Origin of the sequence: Modicisalibacter coralii, from assembly GCF_004117855.1 — a bacterium.
Taxonomy (GTDB): Bacteria; Pseudomonadota; Gammaproteobacteria; order Pseudomonadales; family Halomonadaceae; genus Modicisalibacter; species Modicisalibacter coralii.
Genome location: NZ_QWBW01000008.1, coordinates 301515 through 322530, shown reverse-complemented (window position 1 = coordinate 322530; position 21016 = coordinate 301515). Strand labels below are relative to the sequence as shown.

11 protein-coding genes are annotated in these 21016 nt (G+C 64.2%); 4 read left to right on the top strand and 7 right to left on the bottom strand.

What is annotated here, in order from left to right; all coding sequences use genetic code 11:
* Positions 1-144: 144 nt before the first annotated feature.
* The 6 genes from rfbD to D0901_RS04880 form a co-directional block, all read right to left on the bottom strand.
* The gene (gene rfbD, locus D0901_RS04905) at positions 145-1047 is read right to left on the bottom strand and encodes a dTDP-4-dehydrorhamnose reductase (protein ID WP_203234792.1); all 903 of its coding nucleotides are present in this window, start codon (positions 1045-1047) and stop codon (positions 145-147) included.
* Complete coding sequence (rfbC, locus tag D0901_RS04900) at positions 1044-1589, bottom strand: dTDP-4-dehydrorhamnose 3,5-epimerase (protein ID WP_129139173.1); 546 nt, start codon at positions 1587-1589, stop codon at positions 1044-1046. Before rfbC ends, rfbD begins: the two co-directional genes overlap by 4 nt.
* Positions 1586-2473 (bottom strand): glucose-1-phosphate thymidylyltransferase RfbA, encoded by an 888-nt coding sequence (gene rfbA / locus D0901_RS04895; RefSeq protein ID WP_129139172.1) that lies wholly within the window; start codon positions 2471-2473, stop codon positions 1586-1588. Before rfbA ends, rfbC begins: the two co-directional genes overlap by 4 nt.
* A 21-nt stretch (positions 2474-2494) precedes the next feature.
* Positions 2495-3565: a dTDP-glucose 4,6-dehydratase gene (gene rfbB / locus D0901_RS04890; RefSeq protein ID WP_129139171.1), complete on the bottom strand. Its 1071-nt coding sequence runs from the start codon at positions 3563-3565 to the stop codon at positions 2495-2497.
* A 112-nt stretch (positions 3566-3677) separates the two neighbouring features.
* Entirely contained in the window at positions 3678-4610 is a 933-nt protein-coding gene (locus tag D0901_RS04885) for a hypothetical protein (protein ID WP_129139170.1), read from the bottom strand.
* Between the two features lie 60 nt (positions 4611-4670).
* The gene (locus D0901_RS04880) at positions 4671-12089 is read right to left on the bottom strand and encodes a DUF4347 domain-containing protein (RefSeq protein WP_129139169.1); all 7419 of its coding nucleotides are present in this window, start codon (positions 12087-12089) and stop codon (positions 4671-4673) included.
* 633 nt (positions 12090-12722) lie between these two features.
* Here D0901_RS04880 and D0901_RS04875 point away from each other — a divergent pair.
* From D0901_RS04875 to D0901_RS04860, 4 genes are all read left to right on the top strand, one after another.
* Positions 12723-13337 (top strand): phage tail protein, encoded by a 615-nt coding sequence (locus tag D0901_RS04875; RefSeq protein ID WP_129139168.1) that lies wholly within the window; start codon positions 12723-12725, stop codon positions 13335-13337.
* A gap of 76 nt (positions 13338-13413) precedes the next feature.
* Complete coding sequence (locus D0901_RS04870; protein ID WP_129139167.1) at positions 13414-13767, top strand: DUF6916 family protein; 354 nt, start codon at positions 13414-13416, stop codon at positions 13765-13767.
* A gap of 51 nt (positions 13768-13818) precedes the next feature.
* Positions 13819-14379, top strand: a complete 561-nt coding sequence (locus D0901_RS04865; protein WP_129139166.1) for a GNAT family N-acetyltransferase — start codon at positions 13819-13821, stop codon at positions 14377-14379.
* A 9-nt stretch (positions 14380-14388) separates the two neighbouring features.
* Positions 14389-14892: a hypothetical protein gene (locus tag D0901_RS04860; protein WP_203234791.1), complete on the top strand. Its 504-nt coding sequence runs from the start codon at positions 14389-14391 to the stop codon at positions 14890-14892.
* A gap of 149 nt (positions 14893-15041) precedes the next feature.
* On the opposite strand, the gene D0901_RS04855 is transcribed toward D0901_RS04860, so the two are convergent.
* Complete coding sequence (locus D0901_RS04855) at positions 15042-20675, bottom strand: beta strand repeat-containing protein (RefSeq protein ID WP_129139165.1); 5634 nt, start codon at positions 20673-20675, stop codon at positions 15042-15044.
* Positions 20676-21016: the final 341 nt, after the last annotated feature.

Sequence of the window (21016 nt, the reverse complement as noted above, 5' to 3'; positions counted from 1 at the left end):
GCTCATTCGGGCCCGCCGGGAGTGTGGTCCCGCGAAGAAGCGGACTTGCCCCGGATTCACCACACTGGCTGAAGTGACCGCCATTCGACGCTGACTGTCGCGTGCGTGGCGGGCCTCACCTTCCCGATTTTTGCAAGAACCCGCTCATTGCATGGAACGCAAGCAGCTTCTCAAGGCGTCTCTCCAGTCCGGCAGACGGACAGCAAAGGCGTCCTGCAGCGTCGAGGTATCCAGCCGGGAGTTCCTGGGGCGTGGCGCCGGCTGGGGGTAGTCACTGGAAGGTATCGGTTCGACGGTCGGGATACGCGCCGCATCCAGCAATCCCAGACCGACCGCCTCCTCGAAGACGACCGTTGCAAAGCCATGCCAGCTGGTCGCGCCGGCGGCCGTCAGGTGATGGACCCCCGCCTTCTCCGAAGACCAGCCCTCACGCCGCCAGTCATGCAACGCCAGGGCCGTCACGTCAGCGATGGTGGCCGCCCAGGTCGGCGCGCCGATCTGATCGTCGATGACCGTCAATCGCTCGTGCGTGGTCGCCAGGCGCAGCATGGTCTTGACGAAATTGTGGCCATGCGCGGCATAGACCCAGCTCGTGCGCAGCACCAGCGCCTTGGCCCCCGACGCCAGGATGGCCCGCTCCCCCTCGCGCTTGGTCTGCCCGTAGACGGACGCCGGCGCCGTCGAAGCGTCCGGCCGGTACGCCGATTCGCCCTCGCCGGCGAAGACGTAGTCGGTGGAATAGTGCACCAACGGGATATCGCGCTCTGCGCAGGCCGCCGCCAGCTCCGCCACGGCGTCGGCATTGATGCGCCGGGCCAGCTCGGGCTCGCTCTCGGCACGGTCGACGGCCGTGTAGGCGGCGGCGTTGATCACCACGCCCGGCGCGTGTCGCGCCAGCGTGGCGGCCACCGCACCCGGCTCGGCCAGATCGCAATCGCCACGCCCCAGGGCCAGGCCGCGTCCGAACGGCTGCATGGCGCGTTCCAGCTCACGCCCCACCTGACCGTTGGCGCCCAGGATCAGATAATCCAGCCGCGTGTCGCTCATTCGAAGACCTCCGCCTCGCGCAGCGTCGCGCCGGCCAGGTCCTTGTCGGACAGGGTCAGGTTGGGCACGTCCGGCCACTCGATGCCCAGTTCGGGATCGTCGTAACGGATGCTGCGCTCCGAGGCCGGATGATAATAATCGGTGGTCTTGTAGAGGAAATCGGCACTCTCGGACAACACCACGAAGCCATGTCCGAAGCCTTCCGGCACCCACAGCTGGCGATGGTTGTCGGCCGAGAGTTCCACCCCCACCCACTGGCCGAAGTGGGGCGAGGAGCGACGCAGGTCGACGGCGACATCGTAGACACGGCCATGCGTCACGCGTACCAGTTTGCCCTGGGTATGCTCGAGCTGGTAGTGCAGCCCGCGCAGCACGCCCTGACGTGAGCGGGAGTGATTGTCCTGCACGAAGTCACGCCGGCAGCCGGTGGCCTCCTCGAAGGCGCGCTGGTTGAAGCTCTCCATGAAGAAGCCTCGCGCGTCGCCGAACACCTTGGGTTCGAGGATCACCACCTCGGGCAGGTCGGTCGCTACCGCCTTCATCGATACACTCCCTTTTCCTTGATCACACGGCGCAGATACTGCCCATAGCCGCTCTTCGCCAGCGGCTCGGCCAGCTTCAGGAGCTGGTCGTCGTCGATCCAGCCGTGCCGCCAGGCGATTTCCTCGGGACAGCACAGTTTCAGCCCCTGGCGATGCTCGATGGTGGCCACGAAATGCGAGGCTTCCATCAACGACTCGTGGGTGCCGGTATCCAGCCAGGCGAAGCCGCGGCCCATGATCTCGACGTTGAGATCGCCACGCTCGAGATACAGACGGTTGATGTCGGTGATCTCCAGCTCGCCACGTTCCGACGGCGTCAGAGACTTGGCCATCTCGACCACATCGCCGTCATAGAAATAGAGCCCGGTCACGGCGAACGGCGATTTCGGCTCGGCGGGTTTCTCCTCGAGAGAGGTCGCCCGGCCCTCGGCATCGAAGTCGACCACGCCGTAGCGTTCCGGATCATGCACGTGATAGGCGAACACGCTGGCCCCCTGCTCCCGCCCCATGGCGTTGTCGAGCAGCGGTTTCAGGTCATGACCATGGAAGATGTTGTCGCCCAGTACCAGGCAGCTCGGCGCACCGTCGAGAAATTCCTCGGCGATGATGAAGGCCTGAGCCAGCCCGTCCGGGGAGGGCTGTACCGCATAATCGAGGGCGATGCCCCACTGACTGCCATCACCCAGCAACTGCTTGAAACGTGGCGTGTCCTGAGGCGTGGAGATGACCAGAATCTCGTCGATACCCGCGAGCATCAGCGTCGCCAGCGGGTAGTAGATCATCGGCTTGTCGTAGACCGGCAGCAATTGCTTGGAAACCGATATCGTCACCGGATGCAGGCGAGTGCCGGACCCACCGGCGAGAATGATACCCTTGCGCTTCATGGCGTCTCTTCCTGACTCGTTTCAATCCATTCCGTAGTGATGCGAGGTCCACTCACGATAGGCACCGCTGGTGACACCCTCCACCCAGTCGTCGTTCTCCAGATACCACTGCACCGTCTTGCGCAACCCGGACTCGAACGTCTCGAGGGGCCGCCAGCCGAGGTCGCGTTCGATCTTGCCGGCATCGATGGCATAGCGCAGATCGTGACCGGGCCGGTCCTTGACGTAGGTAATCAGCTCCGCGTAACGCGACACCCCGGCCGGATGCTCGGGAGCCAGCTCATCGAGCAGCGTGCAGATACGCTCGACCACCTCGAGGTTGCGATGTTCGTTGTGCCCACCGATGTTGTAGGTTTCCCCGATCGCCCCGGAGGTCAGCACCGTGACCAGTGCCCGGGCATGATCCTCCACGTAGAGCCAGTCACGCACCTGACTCCCATCACCATACACGGGTAACGGCTTGCCCGCCCGGGCATTGAGGATCATCAGGGGGATGAGTTTTTCGGGAAAATGGTAGGGGCCATAGTTGTTCGAGCAGTTGGTCACCACGACGGGTAGCCCGAACGTCCGGTGCCAGGCGCGCACCAGATGGTCCGAACCCGCCTTGCTGGCCGAATAGGGCGAGCTGGGGGCATAGGCCGTGTCTTCGGTGAACAGCCCGTCCGGGCCGTCGAGATCGCCGTAAACCTCATCGGTGGAGACATGATGAAAGCGGAACGCCGCGCGCCGCTCTTCCGGCAGGGCCTCGTAGTAGTTGCGTGCCGCTTCCAGCAGGACGCCCGTGCCGACCAGGTTGGTCTGGATGAAATCCGCAGGCCCGTGAATCGAGCGATCCACATGGGACTCCGCCGCCAGGTGCATCACCGCGTCGGGCTGGTGGCGCTCGAACACCTCGCGCAGGGCATCGGCATCGCAGATGTCGACCTGCTCGAAGGCATAGCGATCACTGCGCGCCGCCTCCCCCAGGGAGGCCAGGTTGCCCGCGTAGGTCAGCTTGTCGACGTTGACGACACGGTGCTGCGTGTCGCCAATGACATGGCGCACCACCGCCGAACCGATGAAACCGGCGCCACCCGTGACCAGTATTTTCATTGCCTCATCCATTGTAAAAAATCGGCCACAGTCTACGGCCTATCCTAAAATGGGAAAAGGCACACTCCACTCCTGTCGATGATACAACCTTATGCGCCGGGCAGCAGCGTTGTCAGTGACGCAGCACCACCCGGTGCCTCGCCAATTGTCGATTGACCGACAAAACCGCCCTGACCGCCGCGTCGCGGCCCATGGCGGCGCTGCCTTCACGGGCCCGCCGGCAATGCAACAATGCCGCCTTGCGTCCCGCCTCGGCATCCGCCGGCCACGCCAGCGCCAGCGGCTCCAGTAGCCGGCGCAGTGTCGAGAACAGCGACGCGTTCATCGGCGCATCCCGCAGCACCGCCTCGGCAGGCCGAAAACCAGCGCGTGCATTGAGAGCCAGCATGTAGTCGCAGGCCGACTGACACTGCAGGAAGCCATCCTCGGTGACGATCAGCAGCGGGAAGTAGGCGGCCAGCGCCGGCAATGCATGGTTGGCAAAGGCCCGGCCACGCCAGTAACCCGCCGCCACCCGGGCGAAATGACGATAGTCGGCAATGGCCTGCAGGCCGGATTCGGCGAAGGGAAGGATCTCCACCGGGGGCTTGGCACGATCGACGGTATCGTTGGCGACATCGACATACAGCGTGCCGGCCAGGAGGGCATTCTGGAAATAGTCACCGCGCAGGTCGCCCCACACCTGACGCAGGACACCCCCCGCCTGGTGAAAGGCCTGGAGTCGCCGCAGCCCGTGCCGAGCCTCCAGCGCCAGTCCGTCCGGTTCCAGCCCCGCCAGATGCTGGATCACCGCCTGCGAGATTTCCAGGCACTGACCCAGGGGGTAGGCTTTTCCCCGCTTGGCCGGACAGGCCCGGCGCAACGGTTCGTCGACCCTGCGACGCAGGGTGAGGAACAACGCCTCGAGATCGCCGGAAAACGCCAGCAGGTGCTGCTCGGTCAGGGCCTGCTGACGCGCCGCATCAAGGACGCGCGGCTCGTTGGGCAGCAGGGCCGGTTCGGCAGCATCGCTCACGGGATGCCGCTGGGCTATCTTCACGGCCACAGCGGCACTATCTCCATGATCTACCCCACCTCCACGACCTACCCAGCCTCCACGACGGCATCAGCCCCACAGCCCGTCGTCGTCAGCCGTCACCACCCGGCCTTCGTCGTAGCCATAGCGCAGGTAATGCCCCAGCGGCTCCACGCCGGCCTCGGCGACGTCCGGATGACGCTGAAGGTAGGCATCCAGGTCGAACCACGCCGACGGATCGCGCCCCTCCTGCCAGCCCCAGGCCTGGTAATGCTGGTAGCCGCTGTCCAGCTCGCCGCGCTGGATCGCCGCGTCGACGTCCGGGTTGGCCTCGCGATAGACGCGTTCGTCGAACAGCGCGTTCGGGTCGCGGCCCTCGTGGGCGCCGTAGTCGCGGTAGTGATCGAGCGCGGTGATCTCGCCCCGCGCCACGGCGGCGGCGACATCGGCGTTCTGCGACAGATAGAAATCCTCGTCGAAGCCGCTCACACCGTCGTTGCCCTCGCGCCCTTCGTCGGCGCCGTAGCGTTCATAGTGCTCGTAGCCGCTGGCGAAGTCGCCACGGGACACCGCCGCCGCCACGTCGGGGTTGTGGGCCAGGTAGAAGGCCTCGTCGAAGCCGCTCACACCGTCGTTGCCCTGGCGCCCCTCGTCGGCGCCGTAGCGCGTGTAGTGCTCGTAGCCGCTGGCGAAGTCGCCACGGGACACCGCCGCCGCCACGTCGGGGTTGTCGGCCAGGTAGAAAGCCTCGTCGAAGCCGCTCGCCGTGACCAGTGACGGCGCCTCGACCAGTTCGACCCGGTCGTTGAAGCGCAGCAGTTCGACCCCGCTCAGGGTGTCGTGCTCGCCGTTCGCCTCGCTCACCACCAGGCGGCCCTCGGCGTCGCGGGTCAGCGTGACCTGATCGCGGTCGAGGGTGAAGCGCGCCACGTCGACCCCGGTACCGCCGTCCAGGGTGTCGTTGCCGCTGCCGCCCACCAGGCGGTCGTCGTCGACACCGCCCGAGACCGTGTCGTTGCCGCGCCCGCCGAACAACAGGTCCTTGCCGCCGTCGGAGGCCACCACGTCGTCGCCACCCTGGCCACGGATGATGTCGTCGCCGGGGCCGAAGAACAGGCGCTGGCTGCTGTCGTCGCCCAGCACGTTGTCGATGTCGTCGTCACCGGCCTGCGGCTCGCTGCCGTCGAACGAACCGCTGCCGCGCACCACGATGCTCCCCGAGCCGGTGATCGAGATCGACTCCCCGTCCGCGCCGCCGAGACCGCTGGTGTCGACCACCACCACGGTCTTGTCGTTACCGATATCGATGCCGATGCGATGACTTCCGCCCGTGGACGTGATCGGCCGGACCTCGGTCACACCGACACCGCTACCCCCCAAGCCGCCACCCAAGCCGCCGACACCCGACAGGAAACCATCGAGCCCGTCGCGATCCTCGGCATCGCCATCCGCCGTGCCGTCGAGGTCGATCACCGTCCGCAGCGCGTCACGGCTGGTGCTGACCCGCTGGAAGAGCAGCAAACCGGTATTCTCCGAGACACTGATCCTGACGCCATTGCCACCCTCGACGTCGACGTCACCGGTGGTGGCGTCGTCATCCTCCCGGGAGCCATCGGTCACCGGGTCGATCGAGATCACGTCCACACTTTCGCCGGTATCCCGATCGGTGGTGGTGGCACGGATGGCCGGCGCCCCGTCGATGGTGGTGCGGGTAAAGGTATCGGTGGGTGTCAGCCCCGTGTCGATGCCGTCGTCCACCGGCGAGCCATCGTCACCGCTGAACAGGTCGCCATCGTCCTCGCTGGGCGGCGTCGGCGGCGTCGGCGGCGTGGGCGGAGATGGCGGCGTCTCGTCGACGTCGGTCACCGTGATCGCCAGCGTCTGCGTCGCCGGGTCCCGGCCATCGTCGGCCTGGACGGTCACCTCGTAGACGTTCTCACCGTCCTGGTCCTTGGGTGCCTCGAAGTCCGGCGCGTCGCTGAACGTCAGCGCCCCGCTGTTGGCATCCAGCGAGAACAGCGCCGCATCGGCACCGCCGGTGATGCTGTAGAGCAGCGGATCGCCGTCGGCGTCGCTGGCGGCCAGGGTGGTGACCGCCGTGGCGTTCTCGGCCACGTTCAACGCCGTGGGTGTGGTGAATACCGGCGCGTCGTTGACGCCGGTCAGCGTCACGGTCACCGAATCGTCGGCATCGGCCAGCGCCCCGCCACTGCCCTGTGCGCCCCCGTTGCCGTCGCTGAAGCGATAGGCGATCTCGACGCTGGCCGGCGGCGCGTCGCTGCCATTGGCATAGGCGATCTGCTGCAGCGCGCTCGACACCCGCGCCGTGGTGGCATTGGCGTCGAAGGTCAGCGTCAGAGTACCGCCGCCGTTGGTGGTCACGGTGCCGATGGTGTTGCCGTCCAGGGTCAGACTCGCCCCCTCGGACAGCGCCCCCAGTGTGCCGGTGGCGGAGAATTCGTCGTCGGCATTCGCCCCGCCCTGGCGGGCCAGGGTCAGACTGGCGCCGGCATAATTGCCCGCGCCCCCGTTCATGGCATCGAGTTCGGGGTCCGCGATCGTGGCATCGCCATCCAGCACCACGGCGGTCCCGCCCTCGGTGAAGCTCGGCGTGGCATCGACGCCGGTGAAGACAGGCGCATCGTTGACGGCCTCCACCGCCACCGTCACGGTCGAGGGAGGGGAAACGGCGCCGCTGCCATCGTTCAGTGTGACGGTCACGCTACGGCTGGTGGTGTCGGGAGTGCCGGTATCGGTGTTGCTGTAGGTCAAGGCGCGCATCAGCTCCTGCACACGCGCCGGCGTGGCGTTGGTATCCAAGTGCACGACCAGGTCGTTCCCCGCCGAGATGTTGTTGGCGAGCGTGCCGACGGCCGTCCCTCCCACCGAGACGGTGGAACCCGCGGTCGCCCCGGCGAGCGAGACATTACCGGCCGTCGACAGCGACAGCACGTCATCGGCGGCATCGCCACCATCGGCGATGCTCACCGTCAGCGCACCGTTGTTGAAGTCCGTACTGTCCGCATCGGTGACCGTGGCATTACCCGACAGATCCAGCAGCACGGGCGAACCGCCCTCGGTGAAGGTCACCGAATCGCCATCGAGCCCGCTCAGTACGGGCGGATTGGGGGTCACCGAAATCGTGAAACTCCCCGACGCGGTCTCGGCGCCGCCATTGGCCGTGCCATCCCCATCGTCCAGATCCAGCATGAAGATGCGGTTGCCGAGCCCGGAGGGCGCGTCGTAGGTCAGGGCACGAACCAGTTGCAGGACGGCCGCATTCGTCGCGTTGCCATTGAACGCGATGGTCAGCGTATTCCCGCCCTGCCCGTCGTTACTGCCATCGACCGTGCCGATGGCCGTGCCACCGATGCTGATTGTCTCGCCCGCGGCGATCGCCCCGTCGCCCCCGGCGGTGGCGATGCTGCCATCCAGCCCCCAGCTACCGTTGAACGTGCCGGTGTTCTGGGTCAACGTCAGGCTGCCGCCGTTGTAATCCGCAGAGTCGACGTTGGCGAGGGTCGCATCGTCGAGACCGGTGACGTTGAGCGCGCCGCTACCGGCCGTGATCTGGCTGGTATCGCCAGCGACATTGCCGATCACCGGCGCATCGTTCACACCCGTCAGACTCACCGTGCTCACCAGATTGGGCGTGGCACTGTCGGCGCCGCCGTTGGCGACACCGCCGTCATCCTGGATACCGGTGATGGTGACGACGCGGTTCCCGGCCATCGTCGGGTTGTCGCTGGTGTTGCGATAGCCCATGGCGTCGATCAGGGTCTGCATCTGCGCATTGGTCAGGCTGGCGCCGGTAAAGCCGACCGTCGCGGTCGCGCCGGACACGGAAACCGTGACCGTCAGGCTGTTGGCCGCCGTGGTCACGGAATTGCCGTCGGTCAGCGCCACGTCCGAGCCGTCGACGGTCAGGATCTCGCTCGCCCCGTCGGACACGTTGGTGACGGTCAACGTCATCGAGGCGAAACGATCGACGGCGTTGGTGGTCTCCACCGTATCGGCCGTCACGCCAGAAAAGAGATCGGCCGCCGCGGCCCCTTCGATATAGGTCGGGTCCTGCCCGGTCGCGGTCAGCGTCGGCGCGTCGTTGACGTTGGTGACGGCCACGGTGGTCGAGCCGGTCGCAGTTTGCGTCCCGCCGCTTCCCTGCGTACCGCCATTGGCGTCGCTGAAGGTCCAGTCGAGCTGCACCGAGCCCGCCGGATCGTTCGCGCTATTCGAATAGCGAACGGCCTGCATCACTTCGTTGACCAAGGCGGTGGTCGGGGTCGTGCCATTATTGGCGAAGGTGATGCTCACCTGGCCAGCCGAACCGGTGTCGAAGCTGGCGATCTCGTTGCCGCCGGCGGAGATGGACGAGCCCGCAACGGTCAGATTGCCCCCGGTGGCGATGGAGAACTGATCCACCGCATTCGCCCCGCCGTGGCGGGCGATGTTCAGCGTCGCCCCGCTGAAATCACCGTTGCCGCCGTCGAGACCGGCGAGCTCCGAATCCATCACCGTCACATCGGCGTCGAGGATTACCGCCGGGTCACCCTCGGTATAGCTGGGGGTTCCGTTCAATCCGGTCAGAACGGGCGCGTCATTCACCGCCGCGACCGAAACGGTCTGGGTCGACCCGCTGCTATTGCCCGTACCATCGTTGGCGACGAAGGTGATCGTGCGGTTGGCCGTGCTTGGCGTGTCGCTGGTGCTGTCGAAAGTGACGGCACGCATCGCGTTCTGGAACTGCGCCACCGAGGCCGTGGCACCGGCGGAAGTCAGCGTGAGAACGCCCGTGCCCGAGGCGAAGCTGGCCGTGATATTGCCGAAATTGCTCGCATCGTCGTTGATGAAGGCGAGCACGTCCGAACCGCTCGCATAGTTCCCGGTGATCGAGACGGTGGCACTCGCCAGGGTCGCGTTGTCGATATCGCCGAGCGTGACGCCGGCATCGACCGCGACCGCACCCGCATCCTCGGTAAAGGCCGTGGTGCCCCCCGAGGCCGTCACCGTCGGCACGTCGTTGACTGCCGTGACCGTGATCGCGGCCGTGTCCGTGGCCGTCGAGAAGGCGGAGCCCGCCGTCGTGTCGGCTCCCGTCACCCCGTTCGTGCCGCTGCTCCGGTCCCAGGCCTTGAAAGTGATCGCGTCCGAGATCGAACCGTTCACGTTCGCGTCCGGTTGGAAATAGACCCGCGTGTTCGCGTCGGCATTCAAGAGCAACGCCGACGACGCAGAAACCGTTCCGGTCAGCTGGCTCCAGTTTGTACCGCCGTCGGTGGAATAGTAGAGCGTGCCCTGATTGACGCCCACCACCGCAATGCCGGCCGAGTCGCCGTCCACGTCGCTGAAGTTGTCGAGCGATCCACCGTTGTCGATCAAGGCGGAGACCAGCGTAGAATTCGCCGTCGAGCCATTCGACGGCACGCCGGGATCCTCGGCAACCGTCGTCAGCGTCGGCGCTGCATCGCTCAGAACCGGCGCATCGTTGACGGCGGTGATGTCGATGCTGCCGCCGCCGACCTGGGGATTCACCGAGCCATCATTGGCATTGAGCGTGAAGCTTGCGGCACCGTTGCCGTTGACGTCTGAAGCGCCGGTGTATTTAACGTTGCTGGCGGTATCCAGATAGGTGTTGATATCGGCGGCCGTGCCGGCCAGGGTCAGTGACCCCGTGCCCGAGCCGCCGACGGTCACGCCACCGCCGCTTGTGGCCGCAAAGCTGCCGGCACTCGCCGCCAGCGTCACCGTCAGGCTGTCACCATCGACGTCCGTCAGGGTCAATGCCGAGAGATCGAAATCGCTGGCGGCATCCTCGGTGACCGTGACATTGGTGGGCACGCCGCTAGCCGTCGGGGCGTCGTTGGTCGGCGTGATACCCACCGTGACCTGATTGGTGCCGATCGAATCGGTCGTGCCGTCATTGAACGTATAGTCGAGCGTTACCGAGGCCGGCGGGGCATCGGAGCCGTTCTGATAGGTCAGCCGCTGCAGAACGTCATTGACCAGCGAGGTCGTCGCCGTGGTACCTGACGAGGTAAAATTGACCGCCAAGGTGCCGTTATTCTGGGTAAAGGTCGCAAACGTCAGACCGCCTGATTGCAGGTTGCTACCGGATACCGTGAACAAGGCACCACTGGTGTCGAAGCTCAGGATATCCTCGGCATTGGCACCGCCGTTACGGGCAACGGTCAGCGAGGCACCGCTGTAATCGCCATTGCTGCCATTGAGCGCATCCAGCTCGGTATCGGCAACGGTGGCGTCCGTATCGAGCACCACGGCACTGCCATCTTCGGTATAGCCGGGCGTGGCATTCAGATTGGAGAAAGCTGGGGCGTTGTTAGGTTCGACTGCCGCGGAAACGGCGATATTGTCGATGGCCGGCGTGGCAACACCTGTACCCGTATTGGTGAATTCGAACGCTACTTCATCGACATTCTGGTAAGTGCTATCGAAGCTGAAAGCACCGTAATAAGAGCTACTGCTGACATTGCCACCCAGCGTATAGGTGATGCCGGAGGTGCCGCCACTTTGGGAAAGGTCGAAGCTGGACTGCCCGACCAGACTCCCGTCCTGATACACCTTTATCGTTCCTGTCGTCTCTGCCCCATCCAAGGTACTGCCAAAATCGAAGGACTCCAGCTTGAAATCACTGCCATCCGCAGCCTTGAAACCGTACGTCAAAACGGGGCTGATCGTATTAAAGTTCCATCCAACGGCACCATCTGCAGAACCGGGGCCACCAGTTAGCCCCCCCAAGTCGTACGAACCTAAATCGCTATAGGAACCGCTGACAATGTCAGTCGCGGTACCCGCCGTGAACGTCCAACCACCGATCGACTTGCTGGTGGTGCCGGTTGTATCCGAGTCAGGTGAAGTCGAATCGAAATCCTGACTGGAAGCCAGAAGTCCCGTGAAGCCGTTATCCGCATCGATCCCGGCATCCGAGGCCTCGATCGTGCCACTGGCCACTTCCAGATCCCAGTCACCACCCAGCGCGGTAGCGCCGGTCGCGTCATCGGACGCCGCCACGTCGGCGCCGGTCAAGCTGGCGAAGCGGTCGACGAAATCCCGCCCCCGCTCGTCGGCTCCCACGTCACAACCGTAGAGCAGAATGTCGCCATCGGCGCTCAAGGCGCTGCCGATACCGGCCAGCGCCGGGGCACTGGCCTCCAAGCCCTCGCCATCGATCGCCACGCCACCCAGGGTGATGGCGCCGGTGCTGCCGTGAGAGACGAGATGAATGGCCTGCAGATCGCGATAACCGCCGAGCAGCTCCGCAAGCTGGCCCAGGGTGCCATCGGCGGCGAAGGTAATGACCTCGACGTCGTCCGAGAAACTCTCGGCGATCGCCTCATAGCCCTCGATCGACGTATCGATCAACGCCACTTGGCGCGAGGCGTCGTCTGTCACCTCGCCGCCCACCGTGGGCAATCCGTCCGCAGCCACGTTCTCACGAGCGCTTTCCCCATCCTGATCGATACCATTCCCGAAGCGATCCTGGCCCTGCATGACGTTCCACCTCGCGTACTTGAAAACGACGGCCTATCCCGGCACTCCACATCCCGAGCAGAACCGCTCACAGTTACTCTGCCCCCCATTGGGAGAGCAATGGTGAGCCGGCGCCTTTATTGTGTACCTAAGAAAGATTAAGACATTTTCGCCAACGTGGCTCACACGACTTTCGCAGTAAAACCATCCTGACCAGCAGGAACACTTCCTACCTTATAAACCCATGAAATCAGGTGGTTAACAGACTAGAAACGTGGCCGACATGGCAAGCAGCATGATACGGACAATGGCATTTTTATCGGCAGATCAAGGGCAGACTTGAGACTATTTCATGAGACATCAGTGAATTTTTTCAGGAGAACTGCTCGGTCATTTGACCCATGGTAGCGCATTGTATATAGGTTATTGCTAAACCACGACGCTCACCAACTACCAAGCAAGCGAAACAAAAGTTAGATAATAGATAGACAAGAAACGAATAGCCGTCAGATGTGGCAGTAAGCCGTACCAGCCTCGCCGAGAGGCCCGAGTGAACCGGACTCCCTCTGCCAGGCATCGAACGCTAACCACCGGGGTTTGCGTGAACGCAGGGACGACGCGCAAATTCTCGTTTCACCGGCAAGGAGAATAATCGTGGACGAAAGTTATCTCGGCGTGATTCAGGCTCTCGGGTTCCAGTTCGCCCCCAGGAACTGGGGGTATTGCAGTGGGGCGCTCATTTCGATTACACAATACCAGGCCTTGTTCTCCTTGCTCGGTGATACGTTCGGCGGTGATGCAAGAACGGTCTTCGGCCTGCCCGATTTGCGGGGGCGGGCTCCCATCGGTCAATTCCAGGGGACCGGGTTGACGGATTGGCACATGGGCCAGATGCCAGGCCAGGAATACACCACCCTCACCCAGCTTGAGCTTCCAGCACATACTCACACACACGCCTATGCAGGGGGCGGCAGCAACAGCGTTTCCGTCGCCGTGGCGAAACATCCGGGCACGAACCAGGCTCCCGATGACGGCGACTACATCGGCATGCCCGCCAACAGCCTGAGTGCACAAGGCTTTCTGTACGTACCTTCGGGTGATGTGACCTCGACAGCCAACATCGGTGGCGTCTCCGGCGGCGGCGGGTTCGACAATAATGCGCTAACGATCAACGATACAGGCCAAGGGCAGCCATTCCCCATCGTACAGCCCAGCCTGGTGGTGAATTACTGCATCTGCATGCAAGGCCTCTACCCCAGCCGGAGTTGACAACTCGGGACGATGGCCCGCCCTTACCCCGGGCCGGGCCACACACCGCCTGTATCTCCCGACCCATGGAGCCTGCATGACCGACGATGTAGATACCCCAGCCCCCGGTATCGGCGAATTGGATGCCGGCCGTTTCGAGGCGCATCTCGAGCAGCCTTTCGTCATCGAGAGCGACGCCATACGTCTGGCCGCGACGCTGGTCGATTGCCGAACGGTACCGGATGCCGCCGGTCCTGACAGCACGCGTACGCCGTTCTCGCTGCTGCTGCGCGCCGATGTCGACGAAAACCATCCCCTGCAGAATCGTCAGGAATTCATCGCCTGTCTGGAGGGCCTACCGGAAGGCACCATCGAGGGGTTGTTGATCCAGCGCACGCTGCGCCCCGCCCGCCGGCCGCCGGGCTGCTATTTCCAGATCCTGTTCAATTGATCGCCGCTACCGCTCCCGGCAACCCAACGACGATTCGCATCGGAGGTCAGCATGATCGAAGGCAATGTCCAGCTCGCTCGCGGCATTACCGCCCGGCCCGCCCGTCCCGGTGACAAGAATTTCCTGGCCAACCTTTATCGGGACAAACGCACGGACCTGCATCACGCGGCTGTCGACCGCGACTACCTCGAGACGGTTCTCGACATGCAGCTAACCGCCAGGACCGAGGGGTACGGCAAGAACTTTCCCGACGCCATCGACCTGGTGCTCGAAAAGGCCGGCACACGCATTGGCCATGTGACACTGGATATCGGCAAGGTCGAGCTTCGCCTGATCGAGCTCACGTTCATCCCGCAGCTGCACAACAAGGGCTATGGCCGCACCGTGGTGCAATGGATCATGCAGGCCGCGGCTACCAGCCGCCGACCGCTGGTCGTGCCCGCGCGTCGCGACGACGGCGGCCTGATTCGCTTTCTCCTGCGCCATGGGTTCGTCGAGGAGCCGTCACTCTCCGATGCGTTTCGCGCCCGGCTGATCTGGTTCCCTACCAGCGCGGAGATGAACGGTATCGCAGCCATTCGTCCGCGCGCCCCCGCTTGCGGATCGGCTTGAGGCGCCGGGATGTCCAGCCAAGGCCAGGCAAACGCCATCATCGCTTTCATCGAGTCGATCGGCATCGGGGTAGACATGACACCTCTTGCCCAACCGACCTTCCTGCCAGGCATCGTCATTCGGCATGGCCGACTGGCTATCGACCCCGACAAATGGCGCTATCCTGGCGACCTGGTTCATGAAGCCGGCCACCTGGCTGTGATGTCGCCGGCGGAACGCGCCCAGGCCCACGGCGAACTGGACCCGGATGGCGGCATGGAAATGGCGGCGCTGGCCTGGTCCTATGCGGCGGCACGCGCCATGCGCCTGCCGCTCGAGGTGCTCTTCCACGACGCCGGTTACAAAGGGGATGCCCGCTGGCTACGCGATCACTTCATCCAGGGCGGCAACCTGGGCGTCCCGCTGCTGGATTATTTCGGCATGACGCTGTGCCCGGCGCGTCTTCGCCGCCTGCCGCAAATGCCCCACGGCCAGGTCTTTCCGCACATGGTTCACTGGCTGCGTGAACGATGAGGCGACTCCCTCACGTCTGTCTCGCTGCATACCCAGACAGTGTCTCAGCCGCCCACCCACGATGAGTCATGGGCTCGCGGCGCATTGAGCCGTGTCGCTCGACAGAATACCTAAAGTGGCCCGGCAGCGAGCGCCGGGCCACTCGGCTGCTATCCCCACAGCCCGTCGTCGTCAGCCGTCACCACTCGGCCTTCGTCGTAGCCATAGCGCAGGTAATGCCCCAGCGGCTCCACGCCGGCCTCGGCGACGTCCGGATGACGCTGAAGGTAGGCATCCAGATCGAACCACGCCGATGGATCGCGCCCCTCCTGCCAGCCCCAGGCCTGGTAATGCTGGTAGCCGCTGTCCAGCTCGCCGCGCTGGATCGCCGCGTCGACGTCCGGGTTGGCTTCGCGATAGACGCGTTCGTCGAACAGCGCGTTCGGGTCGCGGCCCTCGTGGGCGCCGTAGTCGCGGTAGTGATCGAGCGCGGTGATCTCGCCCCGCGCCACGGCGGCGGCGACATCGGCGTTCTGCGACAGATAGAAGGCCTCGTCGAAGCTGCTCACACCGTCGTTGCCCTCACGCCCTTCGTCAGCGCCATACTTTGCGTAGTGCTCGTAGCCACTGGTGAAGTCACCGCGGGATACCGCCGCCGCCACGTCGGGGTTGTCGGCCAGGTAGAAGGCCTCGTCGAAGCCGCTCGCCGTGACCAGCGACGGCGCCGCGACCAGTTCGACCCGGTCGTCGAAGCGCAGCAGTTCGACCCCGCTCAGGGTGTCGTGCTCGCCGTTCGCCTCGCTCACCACCAGGCGGCCCTCGGCGTCGCGGGTCAGCGTGACCTGATCGCGGTCGAGGGTGAAGCGCGCCACGTCGACCCCGATACCGCCGTCCAGAGTGTCGTTGCCGCTGCCGCCCACCAGGCGGTCGTCATCGACACCGCCCGAGACCGTGTCGTTGCCGCGCCCGCCGAACAACAGGTCCTTGCCGCCGTCGGAGGCCACCACGTCGTCGCCACCCTGGCCACGGATGATGTCGTCGCCGGGGCCGAAGAACAGGCGCTGGCTGCTGTCGTCACCCAGCACGTTGTCGATGTCGTCGTCACCGGCCTGCGGCTCGCTGCCGTCGAACGAACCGCTGCCGCGCACCACGATGCTCCCCGAGCCAGTGATCGAGATCGACTCCCCGTCCGCGCCGCCGAGACCGCTGGTGTCGACCACCACCACGGTCTTGTCGTTACCGATATCGATGCCGATGCGATGACTTCCGCCCGTGGACGTGATCGGCCGGACCTCGGTCACACCGACACCACTACCACCCAAGCCGCCACCCAAGCCGCCGACACCCGCCAGGAAACCATCGAGCCCGTCGCGATCCTCGGCATCGCCATCCGCCGTGCCGTCGCGGTCGATCACCGTCCGCAAGGCGTCGGAACGGGTGCTGACCCGCTGGAAGAGCAGCAAACCAGTATTCTCCGAGATACTGATCCTGACGCCATTGCCGCCCTCGACGTCGATGTCGCCGGTGGTGGCGTCGTCATCCTCCCGGGAGCCGTCGGTCACCGGGTCGATCGAGATCACGGCCACGCTTTCGCCGGTGTCCCGGTCGGTGGTGGTGGCACGGATGGCCGGCGCCCCGTCGATGGTGGTGCGGGTAAAGGTATCGGTGGGTGTCAGGCCCGTGTCGATGCCGTCGTCCACCGGCGAGCCATCGTCACCGCTGAACAGGTCGCCATCGTCTTCGCTGGGCGGCGTGGGCGGAGATGGGGGCGTGGGCGGAGATGGGGGCGTGGGCGGAGACGGCGGCGTCTCGTCGACGTCGGTCACCGTGATCGCCAGCGTCTGCGTCGCCGGGCCCCGGCCATCGTCGGCCTGGACGGTCACCTCGTAGACGTTGTCGCCGTCCTGGTCCTTCGGCGTTTCGAAGTCCGGCGCGCCGCTGAACGTCAGCGCCCCGCTGTTGGCATCCAGCGAGAACAGCGCCGCATCGGCACCGCCGGTGATGCTGTAGAGCAGCGGATCCCCGTCGGCGTCGCTGGCGGCCAGGGTGGTGACCGCCGTGGCGTTCTCGGCCACGTTCAACGCCATGGGTGTGGTGAACACCGGCGCGTCGTTGACGGCGTTGAGCGTTACGCTCGAAGCAATCGACAGGGCAGCCGTATCGACACCGCCGTTGGCAGTGCCACCACTATCCGTCAGGCCGGTCAATGTTATCGTGCGACCGCCGGAGGTACTGGGGGCATCGCTGGCATTACGATAGCTCAGCCCATCGATCAGGGTCTCGGTGGTAGCCGTCGTCAAGCTGCCGCTCAGTACCACCGTCGCCGTGGTACCGGCCAGCGAGACCGCATAGCCGATCCCGTTGGCCGTGGTGGTGCCGGAAGTACCGCCGGTCAGTGCGATCTCAGTACCGTCGACGCTCAGCCGTTCATCGGCCCCGTCGGTCACGTTGCTCACGGTCAGCGTCAGGCCGCTTATCCTCTGCGCCGCCTCGAGGGTAGACGCGGACGCACCAGTGAACAGGCCCACCGCCGTGCCGTCCTCGATGAAGATCGGGTCGCTGTGGTTCGCGGTCAACGTCGGAGCATCATTGACCGCTACAACGGCGATAGCCAGAGTCGCTGCAGCTCCCTCATTGCCATGTACATCCGTGGCCTTGACGGTAATGTTGCGTACGGCGGTATCCAGATCGTCGCTGCCATTCTGGTATTGAAGCTCTTGCAACAACGACTGGTAGTGCGCGGCAATGTCATTGCCCGCAAGCGTGATCTGCGTATCGCTGTCATAGCTGACGGTGACACCGCCCCGAGGTCCGCTACCCCCCAAGAGGGTGATTTTCTCCTGCGAACCATCCAGGGCATTGGCCAGTTGAATGACCAACTGCTGAAGGTTGTCTCCATCAGGGTCGACTACCGTTGCCAAGGCGGCCACCCGTACGACACCGCCACCTTCGATATAGCTGGCCGACGAATCACCGCTGCCGCTCCCTCCGCCCAGGTCGATCACCGGCGCCGTGACCACGTTCACGATGCTGGTGGCAGTCAGCGAGTTGCTGCCTCCGTCGCTGGCCACCACCTCGATGACGCGATCTCCCGTCGTAATATCGGCCGCTGGGTCGGTATTGTCGTAACGGATCCCCTTCAAGATCGTCTGGTAGGTCGCGTTGTCTGCCGGGCCGGTGATCGAAAGCGTTCCGGTAGTGCTCATGTAGCTGACGGTCAGCCCGGCATGCATCGCCGCCGTGTTGGCACTGGTATCGAGAGAGAGACGCTCGACGCCATCCCCGTCAGGCCGGTTGGTCAGGGTGGCCGTCAGGGATTCGACCTGGTCGCCGGCATCCACCTCGACCAGTACGGCATCGACATCGGCGAGCGCCACTGGCGACCCACCTGCCGAGAAAGAGACGGCACAGTCGTTGCCAGCGACTCCCGAGGAGTCGTCGGCATCGAGATCGAGGGTGGGCGCTTCGTTGACATCACTGACGGCAACCGTCAGCACCGACTCGCTGCTGTTGCCGGCATTGTCGACCGCCTCGGCGGTAATGGCGAAGCTGGTGTTGCTTTCATAGTCGATACGATTCGAATCCCGCACGGTCAGCGCGCCGCTATTGGCATCGAGGCTGAAGCGTCCGCCGGCGTCATCGATCAGGCTATAGGTCACATCATCGTTGCCGCCGCCGGTTACCGTCCCGACGAGTGCGTCATTGGCGCTACCCTCGGCAACGGTCAAGGATCCGGTCAGCGCTCCAGGCGCGACATTATCGATGCCGGCATTGGTGGTTCCCGCCGTGGTGGTGGTGTTGCCGGCATCGTCGGTGGCCGTCACCGATACGTTGCGGTTCACGGCATCGATCGTTCCGGCCGTGATCGTGTAGGACGCCGACCAGAGACCACCGCCATTGCTCGCGGCAACGGCAGAACCGCCACCGAAGGCGCTGAAGTCGACGGTCACGCCACTCAGGGAATCGCTATTGTCATCCCCGGCGGCGGTGTCGTTCCAGGACGCCGTGACGGTGTCGCCGATCCTGAACGTCCCCCCCGACCCCGAGGCACCGGACAGCGCGATATTGCCCTCGGTCACCGTGGGTGCCCTGTTATCGACGCTGACGTTCGAGGTATCCATCGTGGTGGCGGTATTGCCGGCATCGTCGGTGACGCTGACAGAGACGTTGCGGCTTACGGCGTCTATCGCCCCTGCCGTGATCGTGTAGCTCGCCGTCCAGATGCCGTTGCCATCGTGACTCGCCGCCACGGCAGAGCCCCCGCCGAAGGCGCCGAAGTCGATGGCTACCGACGCCACATCGCCATTGTTGTCACCAGCGGCGGTATTGTTCCAGGTGGCGGTGACGGTATCGCCAATCTTGAACGTTCCCCCTGTCCCAGAGGCACCGGACAGCGAGATATCGCCAGCGGTGACCGTCGGCATCGTGTTGTCGATGCCCGCGTTCGTGGTGTCCGCCGTGGTGGTAGTGTTGCCGGCGTCATCGGTGGCACTGACGGAAACATGGCGACCGGTGGCGTCGATCACCCCTGCCGTGATCGTATGGCTCGCCGTCCAGGTACCGCTGCCGTCGTGACTCGCCGCCACGGCAGAGCCCCCACCGAAGGCGCTGAAATCGATGGTCACCGACGTCACATCGCCGTTGTTGTCACCACCAACGGTATTGTTCCAGGTCGCGGTGACGGTATCGCCGACCCTGAACGTTCCATTGTCGCCCGTCGCCCCGCTCAAGGCGATACGACCGGCCGTGACGGTCGGGGCCACGGTATCGACAGCGTAGCCGCTGCCCGAGGTATAGCCGCCGGCGACATTGCCGACCGCATCCACGATGTTGGTAGCGCCCTCGAGATCGAGGCGCAAATCCCCCTCGCCACTCAGATTGCCGACGTTGACGGTATACGCCTTGCCGCTGCCGGAGACACCAGTCACGACACCCGCGGCGTTGCCGGTCGCGTGCAGACTGAAATCATCGGCGCTGACGCCGGTCACCGCCTCGTCGAAAGTCACGGCGTAGTCGATGGTACCGGCAACGGCCCCGGGAGCTGCCGTAATGGACGCGACATGTGGTGCAACATCATCAACGACGGTAATGGTGAACGTCTTGTCCAGGTACAGGCCGCCCTGATCCGTGGCCCTTACCAGTACCGAATAGTCACCCGGCGCCATGGATTGAAGATCCTTGGCGACCAAAGAAGCCCCGGAAATCGCAAACTGGCCATTGTCGGCACCGCCGGTCCCGCTCACCAACCGATAGGAATGTGTGTCACCGACGGTGTCGCTGGCGGACAACATACCGACGACGACATTACTGCTGCCTTCGCTCTGGGAAACGCTGTTATCGTCGAGACTGATACTCGTCGGGGCCTGATTGACCGGTTCCGCAGAGATGTCAAAGGTCAGGGAATAATCGAAGGCATCATTGCGGGCATAAATGTTGTAATAGCCAGCTTTCAATTCATCCGTCAACGTAATCCCGGACGATACGTGACTACTGACCGAATAAGTCCTGTAATAACTTCCATCGCCGGATTCGACAACAATATCGGAGTCTTGGTAAAAGTTCTGATAATTACTGATATCGATTTGAATACGATCCAGCTTGAATCCGTACCCGACCTGAATCGGCACCACATCGGCCGAGTCGCCCGGCGCGTTGACGCTACCAGTGAAGCCATAAATACCCGACTCATCGAACAGGAAGGCATCACGCGACATTGTCGCACTGTTATAGGTGAAATCATCGACGTCCTGAGATGTCGAATCGTCGTAAAACGTACCGCCGGGAGTGGTGGATTTCGTGGCCACTGTGCCAACCCTTCAAGATGACGCCTTTCAGCCCAGCAGGCTTATTATCATGGAGAAAAACACTTAGCCACAGAAATGCTTTCAACCATACGCCACCACTTTCAACGATCCGCATTCGCCATTCAATACCGATAAAAAACATTGGCTTATGAAAGCCTCTACCAGACGGGACTCTCTCATCACCCAGTCACCAACGATCAGGCCCCGCCGAAGCGGGGCCCTGATGATCACTTGTGCAGGAAGAAGCGCTACTCGGTGAAGCCTCACCCGACACGACCCGGTCGTGGGTATCCATCTCGAGCAAGGCCATTCGATCGTCTCGGCGTCACCCCTCGGCGAGC

Excerpts from the sequence above, each read along its gene's own strand:
- rfbD (WP_203234792.1), bottom strand. The coding sequence starts at position 1,047 with ATGAGCGACACGCGGCTGGATTATCTGATCCTGGGCGCCAACGGTCAG.
- rfbC (WP_129139173.1), bottom strand. The coding sequence starts at position 1,589 with ATGAAGGCGGTAGCGACCGACCTGCCCGAGGTGGTGATCCTCGAACCC.
- rfbA (WP_129139172.1), bottom strand. The coding sequence starts at position 2,473 with ATGAAGCGCAAGGGTATCATTCTCGCCGGTGGGTCCGGCACTCGCCTG.
- rfbB (WP_129139171.1), bottom strand. The coding sequence starts at position 3,565 with ATGAAAATACTGGTCACGGGTGGCGCCGGTTTCATCGGTTCGGCGGTG.
- D0901_RS04880 (WP_129139169.1), bottom strand. The coding sequence starts at position 12,089 with ATGCAGGGCCAGGATCGCTTCGGGAATGGTATCGATCAGGATGGGGAA.
- D0901_RS04870 (WP_129139167.1), top strand. The coding sequence starts at position 13,414 with ATGACCGACGATGTAGATACCCCAGCCCCCGGTATCGGCGAATTGGAT.
- D0901_RS04865 (WP_129139166.1), top strand. The coding sequence starts at position 13,819 with ATGATCGAAGGCAATGTCCAGCTCGCTCGCGGCATTACCGCCCGGCCC.
- D0901_RS04860 (WP_203234791.1), top strand. The coding sequence starts at position 14,389 with ATGTCCAGCCAAGGCCAGGCAAACGCCATCATCGCTTTCATCGAGTCG.